The organism is Tropicimonas sp. IMCC6043, from assembly GCF_004146235.1.
Taxonomy (GTDB): Bacteria; Pseudomonadota; Alphaproteobacteria; order Rhodobacterales; family Rhodobacteraceae; genus Tropicimonas.
Genome location: NZ_SELO01000010.1, coordinates 101553 through 118703, shown reverse-complemented (window position 1 = coordinate 118703; position 17151 = coordinate 101553). Strand labels below are relative to the sequence as shown.

Here is a 17151-nt window from a genome sequence, read left to right as displayed (position 1 = left end):
AGACCGGTTGTAGCGTTTCACCCATGCATGTGCCCGAAGCTGCCGACGGTTCATGTGTAGCAGACTGATCTTAAAGCGCTTTCAGGCACACGCAAATTTCCCCGAAGATTTAGACGATTAAGCTGGGCTAAAAGGCTGCGCCTCTCAGTTCACCGGTTCCACCGCGCCGACGATCGGTCCGAGCGGGAAGCCACTGTCCGACCGTCCGATCCCAGGTGCGTGCAGCCGCGACACCTTTCCGTCGAAATAGAGCGCGTTCGGGGTCTCCAACAGGTCGCGGAAGAGTCGTCCGAAGGAGTGGAAATTGACCCGGTTGTCGGAAATGACGAAATGCACCGTCACCCCGTCGGCGGCGACACCCACGCCGTTGCGGATATAGCGGCTGGTGCCGTCGACCAGGAACCGCGGGTGCAGCGCGCCGTCGATCACCAGCATCGGCCCCGATTGCGTGGCGTAACGGCAGTCCGGCGGATTTGACTCGAAGGCGCGGCTCTCGATCACCGCGGCCCTCCCCTCCATGATGCAGAAGACGCCGTTCGGCAGCAGGCCGAAATTGCCCGGCCCCTCGCGCGTGACCAGCGGACCGAGCTGCTGACCGTTCTCCAGGTAGAAGCCGACCGGCCGGCGGTCGTCGTGATACATGCCGGCGTTCATCGCGAAGGAGAGGTGCTTGCCTTCCGATTCCAGCGCCGAATCGATCGCCTGGAAGCTGCCGAGCAGGTCTCCCGCGGCATCGCTGTGAAACAGCCTGATATCGTCGCGGTCCGCGCGCAGGGTGCAGACCGTGTAGCGGTCGCCGTCGAACTCCACGTCCCGGCAATCCGGCGCGGCGAATGCCGGCAGGGCGGTCAGCATCGCGACGCCGATCAGCGCCGTCACGCGCCGCCAGCCTTCAGAACGCATCGTCATCGTCGTGGTTGGCCGCGATGTCCCGCTGCACTTTCTCGTCCGAGAAAAGCCGCCGCGTCTCGTCCATCCGGTCGAACGTGTCGTCCAGCGCGAAACGCAGCTGCGGCGCGAATTTCAGCGCCAGCCCCCGCGCCACGATGCGGCGAAGCTCGTGGCGATTGCGGATCAGCGCCTCCAGCGCCTCCTGCGCATGATCGCCACCGAGCGGCATCACATAGGCCGTCGCGACCTTGAGATCCGGCGACACGCGCACTTCGGCCACGGTGATCGACATCCGGTTCAGATCCGGATCGTGAACGTCCCCGTGGTTGAGCACATCGGCGAGCCGCCGGCGGACCAGTTCGCCCACCCGAAGCTGGCGCTGCGAGGGGCCGGACCCGCTATGAAACCTGTTCTTTGCCATGCCTCCCACCTAGGCCCGCGCGCGCGCCGGCGCAACCGGCCCTTTGCGTCCAACAGCGCGCTCGGCTAAAGCAGGCCCACATTTCCAGGAGGCAGGCGAATGAGCGAGATACCGGGGATCGTGGTCATGGGCGCGTCGGGGCGGATGGGGCGGATGCTCCTGCGCGAAGTGGCGGCCCATCCGGGGATGCGGCTTGTCGGAGCGGTCGAGCGCTCCGGGCACGAATGGATCGGCCAGGATCTCGGCATCGCGACGGGCGGCAAGCCGCAGGGAGTCTACGTCACCGACGACCCGCTGGAAGCGATGGCCGGAGCGCAGGGCGTCATCGATTTCACCACGCCCGAGGCCACGGTCGAGCTTGCCACGCTGGCCGCGCAGGCCCGCGCGGTGCATGTGGTCGGCACCACCGGCCTGACCGACGCGGACATAGAGAAGCTCGACGCCGCCGCGCGACACGCGGTGATCGTGCGCGCCGGCAACATGAGCCTCGGCGTCAACCTGCTCACCCAGCTCGTCCGGCAGGTCGCCGCTGCGCTGGACTCCGAATTCGACATCGAGGTGGTCGAGGCGCATCACCGCCACAAGGTCGACGCCCCCTCGGGTACGGCGCTGATGCTGGGCGAGGCGGCGGCCGAAGGGCGCGGGCTTGATTTCAAGGACAGCTACGTTGCCGCCCGCGACGGCATTACCGGCGCCCGGGCGCCCGGCACCATCGGATTTTCAGCGATTCGCGGCGGCGACATCATCGGCGAGCACGACGTGATCTTCGCCGGGCCGGGCGAGCGGATCGTGCTGCGCCATGTTGCGTCCGACCGGGCGCTTTTCGCCCGCGGCGCGCTCAAGGCGGTGCTCTGGGGGCAGGACAGGATGCCGGGGCATTACTCGATGCTCGACGTGCTGGGGCTTTGAACGCGCTCCGGAGCATCGGACTGCGCAGCGAGATAGCGGTGCTGCGCGGCTTGAGCGTTGTGGAGGACTACGCCGACCGTGTCGTGCTGCGCACGCCGTCGGAGCCGGATTTCTGGTTCGGCAACATGGTGATCTTTCGCGAAGGTCGCGTCGATCCGATTGCAAACATCGCGCGTTTCCGCGCCGATTTCCCGGAGGCACGCCATGTGACGTTGGTCTGGGATGCGCCGGGAATGGCAGCCGCACCGGAACTGGACCGGTTGAGGGCCGAAGGGTTCGAGATCGACCATAGCGATGTGCTGACTCTGGGGCAGGCACTGGGCTCCGCGTCCTGTCCGGCGGGGATCGTCATACGGCCAGTGGCGAGAGAAGCGGAGTGGGAGCAGGTCGTTGCGCTTCAGGTTGAGACCGGAGTCGAGGCCGGGCATGTCCGAGAGGACTACCTGCGCTATGTCCGGCGGCGCTTTGCGAATCGCCGGTTGCAGGTTGCGGAAGGGTGGGGGTGCTGGTTCGGTGCCTTCGACGGCGATCTGCTCGTGGGGGATCTGGGGATCTTCGCGGCCGATGGCGTCGCGCGGTTCCAGGACGTCGAAACGCGGGCAAGCCATCGGCGACGCGGGATCTGTGCGGCGCTGGTCACCGCTGGCCTCGACTGGGCGGCGGCCCACGACCCTGCGGCCTTGCCCGTGATCATCGCGGATGCCGAGAGCGAGGCCGGACGGATCTACCGCCGCTGCGGTTTCGTGCAGTGCGAGACGCTCATCGGGGCCTATCGGCCGCCGGATGGCGCGAAACGGCCCGCCGATCAGAAATCGATCGCCAGCCCGCCCTTTTCCCAATCGCCGTAGCGCACTGGCTCCAGCCCCTTGATCCGGCCGCCGAGCTCCACGGGGCGTTTCTCAGCTTCGGCTTCCGCCTTGGCGCGGCGTTCTTCGGCCTCGGCCAGGGCGCGTTGCGCCGCCGGCGGCAGGGCTGCCCTGCGTTCCTCTTCGCTGATCTCCGGGCCCTCGTCGCCGGGTGCCTGCGTCTCGTCACTCATGCGCTTGTCCTTGTCGATCCTTCCCCGCTGATATACCCCCCGCAGGTCGAAGAACAATGGGAAGGGCCGTCGCATGGCCGAGGCACACCCGAGCGGCATCGCGCCGCGGCAATTGGCGCTCGACCTGCTGCAGGGGGTCTGGGAGGAGCGGATGCTGCTCGCCGAGCTCGAGGCGCATCCGCATTTCGCCGAGGCCCCGCCCGAGGTGCAGGCGCGCGCCGGGCGGCTGGCGCGAACGACGCTGCGGCTCGCCGGTCGCGCCGATGCGGCGATGAAACCCTTCCTGCAACGCAACCCGCGTGCCGGAATTCGCGCTCTGATGCGGCTCGCCATCGTCGAGATGTTCTCCGAAAATGAGGCGGCGCATGGCGTGGTCAATGCTGCTGTCAGCATTGCCCGGCGCGAACAGGTCAAGGCCGCGCCGATGGTCAACGCCGTGTTGCGCCGGGTCGCCGAGAGCGGTCGCGAGAGCTGGGACAAGGCGCCACCGCAGCGGCTGCCGAACTGGCTCCGCGGGCGGCTCGGCGCGGCCTATGGCAATGCGCGGGTGGCACGGATGGAGGCGGCATTCGAGGCCACCCCACCGGTCGACCTGGAGCCGAAAGCGCCGGGCGCCTCCCTGCCCGAAGGAGACATCCTGCCGACCGGGTCGCTCCGCCTTGCCCGGGCAGGCCAGATCTCGGCGCTGCCCGGCTACCAAACCGGAGACTGGTGGGTGCAGGACGCCGCCGCCGCCCTGCCGGCGCGGCTTCTGGCGGCGCGGCCGGGGGAGCGGGTGCTTGACCTCTGCGCCGCGCCGGGCGGAAAGACGCTGCAACTGGCCGCCGCCGGCGCCCAGGTGACCGCGCTCGACGTTTCGGAGACACGGCTCGCCCGGCTCCGGGAAAACCTCGACCGCACCGGCCTGCGCGCCGAGGTCGTTGCGGCGGATGCGCTGGAATGGACCCCCAAGGCGTCCTTCGACGCCATCCTGCTCGACGCGCCCTGCTCGGCCACCGGCACGATCCGGCGCCACCCGGACCTGCCCTTCGCCAAAGATCCGGCGGGGATCAAGCCGCTCGTGGCCCTGCAATCCCAGCTGATCGACCGGTCGGTGGAGATGCTTGCCCCCGGCGGGCGGCTGGTCTTCTGCACCTGTTCGCTGCTGCCGGAAGAGGGCGAGGCGCAATACGCCGCCGCGTTGGAGCGCCATACCGGCCTCGCGCCGGACGCGTCCGCGCTGGCCGCGCTCGACGGCCTCGACCCCGACTGGCGCGCCGGACCGGCCGCGCTCCGGACCACGCCGGAGATGTGGCCCGAACGCGGCGGTCTCGACGGATTCTTTATCGCGGCGCTCTCCAAGACCTGACAGGGATGCGGTCGGGACCTATGCTCCGCCACGGGGATATCCGCAAGATCAAGGGGCCCGCTGCCGCCGTCATGGAACATAATGAGGGACGACCGAGCTTGCGGGAGCGGCGCATGCGGCTCATGAACCGCCTCGCCGCGCGTCGAGCGGCCCACAGCCGCCCCGCAACGGCGTTCATTTCCCGTCCGGAGCCGCGCACCATCGGCAGCTTCGCGCGCGGCCGCCAGCTCGTCGCGGGCAACTTCCTCTTCGCCGGACATCTCGTGGAAGCGCCCGACACGCCGCTCTGGGCGCTCGACATGCCCTCGCCGCGCTTCGAGGCGGCGCTGCACGGCTTCCACTGGCTCGATGACCTCGCCGCGGTGGGTGACCGTGCGGCACGCTCCCGGGCGCAGGACTGGACCTGGGACTGGATCGACCGCTTCGGTCGCGGCAAGGGGCCCGGCTGGACGCCCGACCTCGTCGGCCGCAGGCTGATCCGATGGGTGAACCACGCGGTCTTTCTGCTGCATGGCCGCAAACCCGCGCAGTCGGAGGCGTTCTTCGGCGCGCTGGCGGCGCAGACGATCTTCCTTGGGCGCCGCTGGAAGGTCGCCAGTCCCGGCCTTGCGCGGTTCGAGGCGCTCGCCGGACTGATCTATGCGGGACTCTCGCTGTCCGGGCTGGAGCGCCATGCCGAACCGGCGATCGCGGCGCTGTCCAGGGAATGCGCTCAGCAGATCGATGCCGGCGGCGGGCTGCCAACGCGCAACCCGGAGGAACTGCTGGAGGTCTTCACCCTGCTGATCTGGGCGGCGCGGGCGATCCTCGACTCGGGCCGCCGGATCGAACCGGCGCTGGAGGATGCGGTGCTGCGCATCGCCCCGACACTCCGGGCGCTGCGCCACGCCGACGGCGCGCTGGCGCGGTTCCACGGCGGCGGGCGCGGCATGGAGGGACGGCTCGACCACGCACTCGCCGCCTCGGGCATCCGGCCCGAACCGCACGAAGGGCTGGCGATGGGCTTTGCCCGGCTTGCCGCGGGCCGCACGACCGTGCTCCTAGACGCCGCCCCGCCGCCCTCCGGTGCGGCCTCGGTCAACGCCCATGCCTCCACGCTCGCCTTCGAGATGACCTCGGGCCGCCGTCCGCTCGTCGTCAATTGCGGCCCAGGCGCCAGCTTCGGCGAAACCTGGCGCCGGGCCGGCCGGGCAACCCCGAGCCATTCGACCCTGGGGATCGACGGTTTCTCCTCTTCCCGCCTGGGTGTCGTCGGGCTGGGGCGCGGACAACGCGGCGAGATCCTGCACGACCTTCCGACCGAGGTCCGCGTGCAGCTATCGACCAGCCGCGAGGTGATGCATGTCCTCGCCGGCCATGACGGCTATGTCTCGACCCATGGCCTGACCCATGTCCGCCAGCTCACGCTGGCGCGGGACGGCCGCTCGCTCGAGGGCGACGACACGTTCGGCGCCGTGACCGAGACCGACCGGGCGACCTTTGCGCGCCGCATGACCGAGTCGCAGCTCGCGGGCGTGCCCTATTCGATCCGCTTCCATCTGCACCCCGATGCCGATGCGACGGTCGACATGGGCGGCAACGCGGTGTCTGTCTCGCTGATGAGCGGCGAGATCTGGGTGTTCCGCTTCGACGGTCCGGCAGAGCTCTCGCTGGACCCCTCGGTCTATCTCGAGCCGGGCCGGCTCAAGCCGCGTGCGTCCCGGCAGATCGTGCTTTCGGGGCGGGTCTTTGACGCGGCCTGCCAGATCAACTGGACCTTGGCGAAGGCACAGGATACCCCGCAGGCGATCCGCGACACGATCCGCGACGACGACGAACACCTCAGAGACGAAGAGAGCTGACACCCATGTCCGAGACCCGCCCGATCCGCCGAGCCCTGCTGTCCGTATCAGACAAGGAGGGCCTTCAGGACCTCGGAAAGGCGCTCGCGGCGCGCGGCGTGGAACTGCTGTCGACCGGCGGCACGGCTACGGCGCTACGTGCGGCCGGGCTCGAGGTCCGCGACGTCGCCGATGTCACGGGCTTCCCGGAGATGATGGACGGGCGGGTGAAGACGCTGCACCCGAAGGTGCATGGCGGCCTGCTGGCGCTGCGTGACAGCGAGGCGCATGTCGCGGCGATGGAAGCGCACGGCATCCCCGAGATCGACCTCCTGGTGGTCAACCTCTACCCGTTCGAGGCGACCGTGGCGAAGGGCGCCGATTACGAGACCTGCATCGAGAATATCGACATCGGCGGCCCGGCGATGATCCGCGCGGCGGCCAAGAACCATGCCTTCGTGACCGTCGTCACCGATGTCGAGGACTACGAGAAGCTCCTCGGCGACATGGACCAGCATGACGGTGCGACCTGCCCGAAATTCCGCAGGAAGCTCGCGCAGATCGCCTATGCCCGCACCGCCGCCTACGATGCCGCCGTCTCGACCTGGATGGCCGGTGCGATCGGCGTCGAGACCCCGCGCCGCCGTGCCGTCGCCGGCACGCTCGCGCAGGTGATGCGCTACGGCGAGAACCCGCACCAGAAGGCGGCCTTCTACAAGGACGGCTCCGACCGGCCGGGCGTCGCCACAGCGAAGCAGCTTCAGGGCAAGGAACTCTCCTACAACAACATCAACGACACCGACGCGGCCTTCGAACTCGTCGCCGAGTTCGACCCGGCGCAAGGTCCGGCCTGCGCGATCATCAAGCACGCCAATCCCTGCGGCGTGGCCCGCGGCACGACGCTGAAGGAGGCCTATTCCCGCGCCTTCGACTGCGACCGGACGTCCGCCTTTGGCGGCATCATCGCGCTGAACCAGACGCTTGACATCGAGACCGCGAAGGAGATCGCCGAGATCTTCACAGAAGTGGTCATCGCGCCGCAGATCGACCCCGAGGCCGCCGAGATCTTCGCGAAGAAGAAGAACCTTCGCCTGCTGGAAACCGGCGGCCTGCCGGACCCGCGCGCTGCCGCGACGACCATCCGCCAGGTTTCGGGCGGCTACCTCGTGCAGGACAAGGACACCGGCCACATCACCGCCGAGGACCTCAAGGTCGTCACCAAACGCGCCCCGAGCGAGGAAGAGATCCGCGACCTCCTCTTCGCCTGGAAGGTTGCCAAGCATGTCAAGTCGAACGCCATCGTCTATGTGAAGGACGGCGCGACCGTCGGGGTCGGCGCAGGCCAGATGAGCCGGGTCGACTCGACCCGCATCGCCGCCCGCAAGGCCGAGGACATGGCCGCCGAGCTGGGCCTCGCCGCGCCGCTGACCAAAGGCTCTGTCGTCGCCTCGGACGCCTTCTTCCCCTTCCCGGACGGGCTTCTGACGGCGGCGGAGGCGGGCGCCACGGCGGTGATCCAGCCCGGCGGCTCGATGCGCGACGACACGGTCATCGCGGCTGCCGACGAGGCCGGAATCGCCATGGTCTTCACCGGAATGCGGCACTTCCGGCACTGAGATGCGGATTTTCTGGCTGACGGCGGTGGCGGCCTTCCTGGTCGACCAGATTTCCAAGTTCCGTGTCTTCGCGCTCTTCGATGCGCTCGGGCGCGACTGGGTGGAGATCGCCGCGCCCTATCTCGTTTTTCGGCGTGGCATGAATACCGGCGTCAATTTCGGCCTGTTTGCTGACGTCTCGAACGGGCAGCGCTGGATGCTCGTCGGTCTCTCGCTGCTGCTGTGCGCCGCGCTCTTCCAATGGGCGCGCCGTAGCTTCGAACGTCCGGTCCAGTTTCTCGCCGGTGGGCTGGTGATCGGCGGAGCACTGGGCAACGTGGCCGACCGGCTGATCTTTCCCGGCGTCCGCGATTTCCTCAACATGTCCTGCTGCGGCATCGTCAACCCCTATGTCTTCAACATCGCCGATGTGTTCATCTTTGCCGGGGCGATCGGACTGGTGCTGTTCGGACCCGACGGGAAACGGCGCAAAAAGCCCTCGTGACGCCGGGCCCTGCATGCGATAAGGAAGCGGAAAAGCGATGCAGGAGGCATGGATGCGGAGGACGGATATTGCTCGGGCAGCAGCCCTGCTTGCGCTCGTCTTTCTTGCCGCGGGCTGCAGCCGCAAGGAGCCGAACCTGATCAACCCGCAGCGTGGCCTTGTCACGCCGGACGAGTTCGCCATCCTGCCGGGCAAGCCGCTCGAGATCCCCGAGACGCTGAATGAATTGCCGCCGCCGACCCCGGGTGGAGCCAACCGCACCGACATCAACCCGGAAGCGGATGTCGTTGTCGCACTGGGCGGCAACCCGGCCGCGGTCGTCCCCGACGGCAGGCTCGGCGCGGACGGCGCCCTTATCCAGCAGGCTTCGCGCTACGGCGTGGACCCGAATGTCCGCACGGCGCTGGCCTCCGAGGACCTCGAGTTCCGCAGGCGTCACCGCGGAAGGCTGCTGGAGCGGTGGTTCGGCGTGACGACCTATTACAAGGTCTATTCGCGCGGCCAGCTCGACCAGCCGGCGACGACCGAACTCTTCCGCCGCAGCGGCGTGCCGACTCCGGCCATGCCGCCCGACACGTCGGGCAACTAACACCCCTGTCACAACCTCGTATGCCCGGTTGCGCCGGCCGTTTTCGGCCGTATCTTCCCAGTATCCGGACTTTATGAGGTTTCCATGGATCGACGCTTTGTGCCAACCTTGCTGCTGACCTGCGCCATGGCGATGCCGGCAGGGGCGGAGGAGGTCACCACTTTCATGCTCGACAACGGCATGGATGTGGTGGTGATCGAGGATCACCGTGCTCCGGTGGCCGTCAACATGGTCTGGTATCGCGTCGGCGCTGCCGACGAGAAGCCGGGCAAGTCCGGCATCGCCCACTTCCTCGAGCACCTCATGTTCAAGGGCACGGAGACGCTCGCTCCTGGTGAGTTTTCCGCGACGGTCGAGCTCAACGGCGGTTCCGACAACGCCTTCACCAGCCAGGACTATACCGGCTACTACCAGCGCGTGGCGGCGGATCGGCTGGACCTGATGATGGAGATGGAGGCGGACCGGATGACCGGCCTGGTGCTGACCGACGATGTGATCGGCCCCGAGCGCCAGGTCATCCTCGAGGAGCGAAACCAGCGCATCGAGAACAATCCCGGTGCGCTCTTCGGCGAGCAGAGGAGCGCCGCGCAATATCTCAATCACCCCTACGGCATCCCGATCATCGGCTGGAAACAGGAGATGGAAGGGCTGGGCCGGCAGGACGCCATCGATTTCTACCGGCAGTACTACGCGCCCAACAACGCGATCCTGATCGTCGCGGGCGATGTCGAGCCGGAGAATGTCCTCAGTCTTGCCAAGACGCATTTCGGCCCCATCGCCGCCAACCCCGACCTGCCCCCGCGCCTCCGACCGGCGGAGCCGCCGCAACTGGCCGAGCGCCGCCTCGTCTTCGAGGACGCGCGCGTCGGGCAGCCCTATGTGAGCCGCAGCTACCTCGCCCCGGAGCGCGACTCGGGTGCGCAGGAAGAGGCCGCCGCACTGACCTACCTCGCCGAGCTTCTGGGCGGCGCCGGTGCCACCTCCCTGATGGGGAAGATGCTGCAATTCGACGAGAAGGCGGCACTCTACACCGCTGCCAGCTATGACGGGATGTCGCTCGACGACACGACTTTCTCGCTTCTCGTCATGCCGGTTCCGGGACGCTCGCTCGCAGAGGCCGAGGCCGACATGGATCGCGCCATCGCGCGTTTCCTGAAGGAGGGTGTCGACCGCGAAACCTTCGAGCGCCTGAAGACCCAGCTCCGGGCCGAGATGATCTACAGCAAGGACCAGATCCAGGGGCTGGCGCGCCGCTACGGAGAGGCGCTGACCTCGGGGCTCACGGTCGAGGACGTGCAGGCCTGGCCCGAGATCCTCCAGCAGGTTACGCCCGAGGATGTCGAAGCCGCCGCCGCGCGGCTCTTCGACAAGCGCCGGTCCGTGACCGGCTACCTGACGACACCGCCCGACAGCGTCGACACCGTGGAGGTGACCCAATGATCCGCCTGGTCCTTGCTTTCACGCTTGCGCTTCTTGCCAGCCTGCCGGCCCGCGCGGCGGTCGACATCGAGGAGGTGACGACGCCTGGCGGGGTCGATGCCTGGCTGGTCGAGGAGCACTCCATTCCCTTCCTTGCGCTCGAACTGCGCTTTCAGGGCGGCGCAAGCCTCGATGCGCCGGGCAAGCGCGGCGCCACCAACCTGATGACTGCGCTGCTCGAGGAGGGTGCGGGCGAGATGGACGCGACGGAGTTCTCGATCGCCGCCGAAAGCCTCGCCGCCGAGTTCCGCTTCCGTGTTCATGACGACGCGCTGTCTGTCTCGGCCAAGGTCCTGAGCGAGAACCGGGACGAGGCGATGGAGCTCCTGCGCGAGGCGCTTGTGTCACCACGGTTCGACGCCGACGCGATCGAGCGGGTACGTGCCCAGGTGCTGGCGTCGATCGACAGCAACTCGCGCGACCCGGATGAGATCGCCTCGGAGACCTATAACCGGCTCGCCTTCGGCGATCATCCTTACGGGACCAGTTCCGATGGCACCGAGGAGAGCGTTGCAGCGCTCACCCGCGAGGACCTCGTCGCCGCTCATGACGGCGTTCTGGCGCGTGACCGGGTCTTCGTTGCCGCGGTCGGCGACATCACGGCCGAGGAACTGGCCGGGCTGCTCGACCGGCTGCTCGGCGACCTTCCCGAGACCGGCGCGCCGATGCCCGAGCGGATCGACTATGCGCTCGACGGCGGGGTGACGGTCGTCGATTTCGATACGCCGCAATCGGTCATCATCTTCGGGCAACGCGGTATGCGGCGGAACGATCCCGATTTCTTCCCCGCTTTCGTCATGACGCAGATCCTCGGCGGCAGCGGCTTCTCGTCCCGCCTGATGGAAGAGGTGCGGGAGAAGCGCGGCCTGACCTATGGGATCGGCGCCTATCTCTACCCGATGGACCTCGCCGAGATGCTGACCGGCATGGTTTCGACGGTGAACGACCGCGCCGCCGAGACGGTCGCGGTGGTCCAGGAGGAGTGGCGGCGGCTGGCCGAGGAGGGCGTGACGGAGGAGGAGCTTGCGCGCGCCAAGACCTATCTCACCGGCGCCTATCCGTTGCGCTTCGACGGCAACGGCCGGATTGCCAATATCCTCGTGGGCATGCAGATGGACGGGCTGACGACGGATTACATCCGTACCCGCAACGACAAGATCGAAGCGGTGACGCTCGAGGACATCCGCCGCGTGGCCAACACCCTGGTCGACCCGGACGGGTTGCATTTCGTGGTGGTCGGCAAGCCGGAGGGGTTGAGCGCTACGAATTGAGCACGGCTTTGGCAGGGCGCGTGGTGTGACCGCGCCCCGTCCCGTCGTCCCTGACCGGCGCGGCTCAGTTCTCGCGGAGTTCGCCGTGCAGCGCGGCCAGCGCGGTGGACAGGCGGCCGTGCAGTTCCCGGAACCGGATCATCTCGCTGCAGGGACCGTCCCCCTTGCAGGCGGCCTGGAGGGAGACGAGTTGCTGGCTCACGTCATTGCGAAGCGCTTCCAGCGAATGCTGGGCGGTGCTCATGCGGGTGAAGAGTTGGCTGGCGTGTTCCATGGTCGTCCTCGGGGCCTTTTCGTATCCGTTTCTCGCGCCGCGCCGCCGCCGGGATCTTGTCCCGGACCGGCTGTTGTGGCGCCCTGAAATCATCTGCGTGACTGCTGCCAAACCGGCTTCGGCCTCGCCGGGCCAGTATGGCAGAGTCCCGGCGGCAAGGCCATTTAACCGGACGGGACTTTTCTGCAGGACCGGTATGCAATGGGGATTTGGGTCACCTGCGCCCATCCCCTTGGCCCGACCAGTTCGGCTCTGCCAAGCCAACTCAATGGGAAGCGATGAGGATCCCGGACTCGCCGCCTCCGCGGCCGCGACCTAGGACAAGGGCGCGGGTGAGATCGTCGATCTCGGCCGTTTCGTCGTCGGTTCCACGGCGCGGCTGGCACATGGCGCCGAGGTGGCCGGGTTGGCAAGCGGCGTGCACGCCGTCAATCGCTTCACCGTACATGAGCGGACCAAGGAGGGAGAACTCAATGCCAGCGGCATCGCGCCTTTCGAGGGCGAGGACATCCTGCCGCTGGCGCGGGCGCGCTTTGCTGCCCTCGGCTTGCAACTGGCGGCACCGCGGGAGAAGATGGTTCAGGGCCTTCCGGCCAATCCCGGCAAGCGCGCGGAGCATCTCTTCGAACGAGCCTGAGCGCAATGCATCTCCTGTGGCCGAATCCCTCTCGCCATGCTAGCCATGGTGGCATGAACGCCCCGAACCCCAACATAGGCGCATCCCGCCCGCCGATCCGGCAGCTTGACGAGACGATCGTAAACCGCATCGCCGCGGGCGAGGTGGTCGAGCGCCCGGCCTCGGCGGTCAAGGAACTCGTCGAAAACGCGTTGGACGCCGGGGCGCGGCGTGTCGAGGTGGTCGTCGCCGAGGGCGGCAAGCGGCTGATCCGCGTTACCGACGACGGCTGCGGCATCGCGCCCGCCGACCTGCCGCTCGCGCTCGCCCGCCATGCCACCTCGAAGATCGACGGATCGGACCTGCTCGACATCCGCTCCTTCGGCTTCCGCGGCGAGGCGCTGGCCTCGCTCGGTGCGGTCGGCCGGCTCAGCGTCACCAGCCGTGCCGAGGGCGCCGCCGAGGCGGCGCGCATCGCCGTCACCGGCGGGAGCCTGGGCGCGGTGATGCCCGCCGCTCTTTCGCGCGGAACCGTGGTCGAGCTGCGCGACCTCTTCTTCGCAACGCCGGCGCGGCTGAAATTCCTGCGCAGCGACCGCGCCGAGACCCAGGCCATCGGCGATGTCGTCAAGCGGCTGGCGATGGCCGTGCCGGGCGTCGGGATCACCCTGCGGGATGTCTCCGGCGGCGGCGAGGGACGCGTCAGCTTCCGCGCCGATGCCGAGACCGGCGACTTCTTCGATGCGCTGCGTGGCCGCCTTGCCCGGATCCTCGGAACAGAGTTCACCGAGAATGCGATTGCCATCGACGCCGAGCGCGAGGGCCTGCGCCTCACGGGGTTCGCCGCGCTGCCGACCTATTCCCGCGGCGCGGCGGTGGCGCAGTTCCTGTTCGTCAATGGCCGTCCGGTGCGCGACAAGCTCCTGGTCGGCGCCCTACGCGCCGCCTACATGGATTTCCTGAGCCGCGATCGCCACCCGGCCGCCGCGCTCTTTCTGACCTGTGATCCCGAGCGCGTGGACGTGAACGTTCATCCCGCCAAGGCGGAGGTCCGTTTCCGCGAGCCGGGCTTGGCGCGCGGTCTGATCGTGTCGGGCCTGCGGCATGCGCTGGCCGAAGCCGGGCACCGCGCGTCGTCCACCGTGGCAGGCGCGACGCTCGGCGCGTTTCGCACGGAATCCGCCGGACCACGACACTACCAGATGGACCGCCCGAGCCCGGGCGCGCTGCGCCATGCCCATGCCGCGCAGGCGCCAGTCTTTGAGACGCCCGGATTTGCCGAAACCGCCGCCCCAGCGGCCCGCTTCGAACCGACGCCGGAAGCGGCACCGGCCCAGGACCTGCCGCTCGGCGCCGCCCGCGCGCAGCTCCACGAGAATTACATCGTCGCCCAGACCCGTGACGGGATCGTCCTGGTCGACCAGCACGCCGCGCATGAGCGGCTGGTCTACGAGCGCCTCAAGCGCCAGGCGGCCGAGACCGGCATCGCCGCGCAGGCGCTGCTCATCCCGCAGATCGTCGAACTCTCCGAACAGGACTGCGCACGACTGCTGGCGGTGGCCGACGACCTCGGCCGGCTCGGCCTGACGCTTGAGCCATTCGGGGGCAGCGCGATCGCGGTGCGAGAGACGCCGGCGCTCCTCGGCGAAGTCGATGCCGCGAAGCTCATTGCCGACATCCTCGACGAGATCTCCGACCTCGGCGAGAGCACAACGCTCGGGGCGCGGATCGACGCCGTGCTCTCCCGCGTCGCCTGCCACGGCTCGGTCCGCTCGGGGCGGCAGATGCGGGCCGAGGAAATGAACGCGCTGCTGCGCGAGATGGAAGCGACGCCGCATTCGGGTCAGTGCAACCACGGCCGGCCGACCTTTGTCGAGCTGAAGCTCGCCGATATCGAGAGGCTGTTCGGGCGCAGATGATCCGGATCGGTGATATGGTTCTCGACCTTGGCGACCCGGTAACGCTGGCCGCACTGGCGGGCGCGGCACTGGCGCTGCTGCTACTCGTGCTGCTCATCCTCACGGTCCGGCGCGCCGGGGCCGCGGCGCGCATGGCCGGGCCGCTCCTGACCCAGATCGACGCGCTCGGCACGCGGGTGCAGATGCTCTCGGACGGCCAGCACCAGCTTGCGGGCGGGCTGACGCATGTCTCCGAAGCGCAGGCGCAGAGCCAGACGCAGATGCTTCAACTCATGGAGACGCGGCTCGCCGAGGTGACGTCGAAGATGGGCGAGAGCCTTCAGGGCTCTTCGACACGCACCGCCCGCAGCCTGGGCGAGCTTCACCAGCGGCTCGAGACGATCGACCGCGCGCAGGCCAAGATCGAGAAGCTTTCCGGCGACGTGCTCTCGCTCCAGGACATCCTCTCGAACAAGCAGACCCGCGGCGCCTTTGGCGAGATCCAGCTCAAGGACATCGTCTCCAAGGCACTGCCCTCGGACAGCTACGAGTGGCAAGCCACGCTCTCCAACGGCAGGCGCGCCGACTGCCTGATCCGCCTGCCGAACCCGCCGGGCCCGATCGTCATCGACAGCAAGTTCCCGCTGGAAGCCTATGAAGGGCTGCGCAATGCCGGCACGCAATGGGAGACGACGGAGGCGCAGCGGGCGATGCGGACCGCGGTGAAGGCCCATATCAAGGCGATCTCGCAGAAATACATCATCGAGGGCGAGACGGCCGACGGTGCGCTGATGTTCCTGCCCTCCGAGGCGGTCTACGCCGAGCTGCATTCCAATTTCCCCGAGCTGGTGCGCGAGGGCTTCGCGGCGCGGGTCTGGATCGTCTCGCCGACGACCTGCATGGCCACGCTCAACACGATGCGCGCAATCCTCAAGGATGCACGGATGCGGGAACAGGCCGGGGCGATCCGCAAGGAACTCGGCCTGCTACACGCCGATGTCGAGCGGTTGCAGACACGCGTCGGAAGTCTCGACAAGCATTTCACTCAGGCCGCGAAGGATGTCGGCGATATCCTGATCAGCGCCGAGAAGGCCGGCAAACGTGCCCGCCGGCTCGACAATTTCGATTTCGAGGAACTTCCCGCCGAGGCGAACAGGACCGAGACGCGCAGTCCGGTGCAGATTGTCCGGCCGGAGAGCTGAGGGTCAGATCTTCAGGAAGGGCTGCACGAGACGCGGCAGCCAACCCGAAAACTTGAGCGGTGCGTCGGTCGCGGCAAGACAGATGCACGGTTCGCCCGCCTCGGCCACCGGATGGTGGACAAGATCCTCGTCACCGATCTCGACATCGCCGCGCCCGAAACGGTCCGCGCCATCGAGGAACGCCCCTTTCAGCACCAGTGTCATCTCCAGACCGCCATGGCCGTGATCGGGCATCTCCGCACCGCCCGGGATGTAGAGAAGCCGGGCGCTCGCGCCGTCCGACATCGGCAGGATCGCCTGCTTGACCCCCATGCCGACCGGACGCCACTTCACCGACTCGATCGAGCCGCCGACATAGTCGCGCAGCGGGGCGGGCAGGACGTCGCATGTCTTGGTTCTGGCAAGCTCCGGCTGTGGCGATGCGCCACCGGCGATCCGCGCGAGCGTCGCCTCGAGGCTGCCTGCCGACATCTCTGCTTCGGGCGCGGATTCGAGAACCGTTCCTCCCAGTGCCTCGAGCGCGTCATAGCGCTCGCGCGCCGGCGGGCAGAGCGAGAGATGCGAGGCAACGACGAGGTCGAACGCCTCGGGAAGCTGGCCCGCCGCGTAGGCGGCAAGGAAATCATCGCCGATCTGATGGGTTACTTGCATGGTATTGCTCATTTCATCGCGTGGCGCAGCTTTTCCAGCGCCAGTCTCAATCTCGATTTGACTGTCCCGAGGGGCAGTCCGGTCTTTTCGGCGATCTCGCTTTGGCTCAGATCCCCGAAATATGCGGCTTCCACCAGTTCGCGCTGTGCCTGCGGCAACGCCGCCAGCGCGGCTCCGAGTCGTTCGGCTTCCTGTTGCCGTCCGAGCGCTTCGGCTTGCTCGGGCTCCGGCTCCGGACCCCACGGAAGGTCCTCGGGCTCGGGTCGCGCGTGTCGGCGCAGAATGTCGATCTTCCGGTTCCGCGCGATCGTGAAGATCCAGGTCGAGACGGTCGCGCGGCCCGGGTCAAACTGTGCCGCCTTCTGCCAGAGCGTCGCCATGACGTCCTGCGTGCAGTCCTCTGCCTGGGCCACGCCAAGGCCAGATCGGATCAGGAAGCCCTTCACACGCGGAGCGAAGTGCGCGAATAGGGCCGCGAAGGCGGCGCGGTCCTGCACGTCCGCGATCCGACGAACACATCCTGCCCAGTCGGCATCGTCCGATGGTCCTGATGGCATTCGCGTCTCCCTGCGTCCGACGGTAAAGTCCGGACGAGTATAATGGCATGTCCCCGGTGGAAAAGGGGCGCGCTGCAGAGATGCGA

The 17151-nt window shown here is 68.0% G+C and carries 18 protein-coding genes; 12 read left to right on the top strand and 6 right to left on the bottom strand.

All coding sequences use genetic code 11. The features are described 5' to 3' along the window. Positions 1 to 144: 144 nt before the first annotated feature. Positions 145 to 903 (bottom strand): phosphodiester glycosidase family protein, encoded by a 759-nt coding sequence (locus tag EU800_RS12025; RefSeq protein ID WP_371685626.1) that lies wholly within the window; start codon positions 901 to 903, stop codon positions 145 to 147. After that, a complete protein-coding gene (rbfA, locus tag EU800_RS12020; protein ID WP_207209892.1) occupies positions 893 to 1312 on the bottom strand; it encodes a 30S ribosome-binding factor RbfA in 420 nt (139 codons plus the stop codon). Before rbfA ends, EU800_RS12025 begins: the two co-directional genes overlap by 11 nt. A gap of 99 nt (positions 1313 to 1411) precedes the next feature. On the opposite strand from rbfA, the gene dapB reads away from it, so the two are divergent. Then, entirely contained in the window at positions 1412 to 2221 is an 810-nt protein-coding gene (gene dapB, locus EU800_RS12015) for a 4-hydroxy-tetrahydrodipicolinate reductase (protein WP_129632468.1), read from the top strand. A 38-nt stretch (positions 2222 to 2259) separates the two neighbouring features. Next, positions 2260 to 3069 (top strand): GNAT family N-acetyltransferase, encoded by an 810-nt coding sequence (locus EU800_RS12010; protein ID WP_242500528.1) that lies wholly within the window; start codon positions 2260 to 2262, stop codon positions 3067 to 3069. On the opposite strand, the gene EU800_RS12005 is transcribed toward EU800_RS12010, so the two are convergent. Then, positions 3027 to 3260, bottom strand: a complete 234-nt coding sequence (locus EU800_RS12005; RefSeq protein WP_129632462.1) for a DUF1674 domain-containing protein — start codon at positions 3258 to 3260, stop codon at positions 3027 to 3029. The genes EU800_RS12010 and EU800_RS12005 overlap by 43 nt on opposite strands. 73 nt (positions 3261 to 3333) lie before the next feature. Between EU800_RS12005 and EU800_RS12000 the strand changes: the two genes are divergently transcribed. The 7 genes from EU800_RS12000 (at position 3334) to EU800_RS11970 (ending at position 11867) form a co-directional block, all read left to right on the top strand. Then, complete coding sequence (locus EU800_RS12000) at positions 3334 to 4608, top strand: RsmB/NOP family class I SAM-dependent RNA methyltransferase (protein ID WP_129632459.1); 1275 nt, start codon at positions 3334 to 3336, stop codon at positions 4606 to 4608. Positions 4609 to 4730: 122 nt separating this feature from the next. Next, positions 4731 to 6449, top strand: a complete 1719-nt coding sequence (locus tag EU800_RS11995; protein ID WP_129632484.1) for a heparinase II/III family protein — start codon at positions 4731 to 4733, stop codon at positions 6447 to 6449. 5 nt (positions 6450 to 6454) lie between these two features. Continuing rightward, complete coding sequence (gene purH, locus EU800_RS11990) at positions 6455 to 8044, top strand: bifunctional phosphoribosylaminoimidazolecarboxamide formyltransferase/IMP cyclohydrolase (RefSeq protein ID WP_129632456.1); 1590 nt, start codon at positions 6455 to 6457, stop codon at positions 8042 to 8044. Position 8045: 1 nt separating this feature from the next. Continuing rightward, complete coding sequence (lspA, locus tag EU800_RS11985; RefSeq protein ID WP_129632453.1) at positions 8046 to 8528, top strand: signal peptidase II; 483 nt, start codon at positions 8046 to 8048, stop codon at positions 8526 to 8528. Positions 8529 to 8580: 52 nt separating this feature from the next. Further along, positions 8581 to 9117, top strand: a complete 537-nt coding sequence (locus tag EU800_RS11980; protein WP_129632450.1) for a DUF3035 domain-containing protein — start codon at positions 8581 to 8583, stop codon at positions 9115 to 9117. A gap of 84 nt (positions 9118 to 9201) precedes the next feature. After that, positions 9202 to 10557, top strand: coding sequence for a pitrilysin family protein (locus EU800_RS11975; RefSeq protein ID WP_129632447.1), 1356 nt, complete (start codon positions 9202 to 9204; stop codon positions 10555 to 10557). Beyond that, a complete protein-coding gene (locus EU800_RS11970) occupies positions 10554 to 11867 on the top strand; it encodes a pitrilysin family protein (protein WP_129632444.1) in 1314 nt (437 codons plus the stop codon). Before EU800_RS11975 ends, EU800_RS11970 begins: the two co-directional genes overlap by 4 nt. Positions 11868 to 11931: 64 nt before the next feature. Here EU800_RS11970 and EU800_RS11965 read toward each other — a convergent pair whose 3' ends face one another. Next, positions 11932 to 12141 carry a hypothetical protein gene (locus tag EU800_RS11965; protein WP_129632441.1) on the bottom strand — a complete coding sequence of 70 codons (210 nt, stop codon included), beginning with the start codon at positions 12139 to 12141 and terminating at the stop codon, positions 11932 to 11934. 406 nt (positions 12142 to 12547) lie between these two features. Between EU800_RS11965 and EU800_RS11960 the strand changes: the two genes are divergently transcribed. The 3 genes from EU800_RS11960 to EU800_RS11950 are packed head-to-tail and all read left to right on the top strand — an operon-like array spanning position 12548 to position 15857. Then, complete coding sequence (locus EU800_RS11960) at positions 12548 to 12778, top strand: hypothetical protein (protein ID WP_129632438.1); 231 nt, start codon at positions 12548 to 12550, stop codon at positions 12776 to 12778. Between the two features lie 53 nt (positions 12779 to 12831). After that, positions 12832 to 14676, top strand: coding sequence for a DNA mismatch repair endonuclease MutL (gene mutL / locus EU800_RS11955; RefSeq protein WP_129632435.1), 1845 nt, complete (start codon positions 12832 to 12834; stop codon positions 14674 to 14676). Beyond that, positions 14673 to 15857 carry a DNA recombination protein RmuC gene (locus tag EU800_RS11950; protein ID WP_129632432.1) on the top strand — a complete coding sequence of 395 codons (1185 nt, stop codon included), beginning with the start codon at positions 14673 to 14675 and terminating at the stop codon, positions 15855 to 15857. Before mutL ends, EU800_RS11950 begins: the two co-directional genes overlap by 4 nt. Positions 15858 to 15860: 3 nt before the next feature. Here EU800_RS11950 and EU800_RS11945 read toward each other — a convergent pair whose 3' ends face one another. Together EU800_RS11945 and EU800_RS11940 are read right to left on the bottom strand one after the other, a co-directional pair. Then, positions 15861 to 16508, bottom strand: a complete 648-nt coding sequence (locus EU800_RS11945; RefSeq protein ID WP_129632429.1) for a ChrR family anti-sigma-E factor — start codon at positions 16506 to 16508, stop codon at positions 15861 to 15863. 8 nt (positions 16509 to 16516) lie between these two features. Continuing rightward, the gene (locus EU800_RS11940) at positions 16517 to 17065 is read right to left on the bottom strand and encodes a sigma-70 family RNA polymerase sigma factor (RefSeq protein WP_207209891.1); all 549 of its coding nucleotides are present in this window, start codon (positions 17063 to 17065) and stop codon (positions 16517 to 16519) included. Between the last annotated feature and the right edge of the window lie 86 nt (positions 17066 to 17151).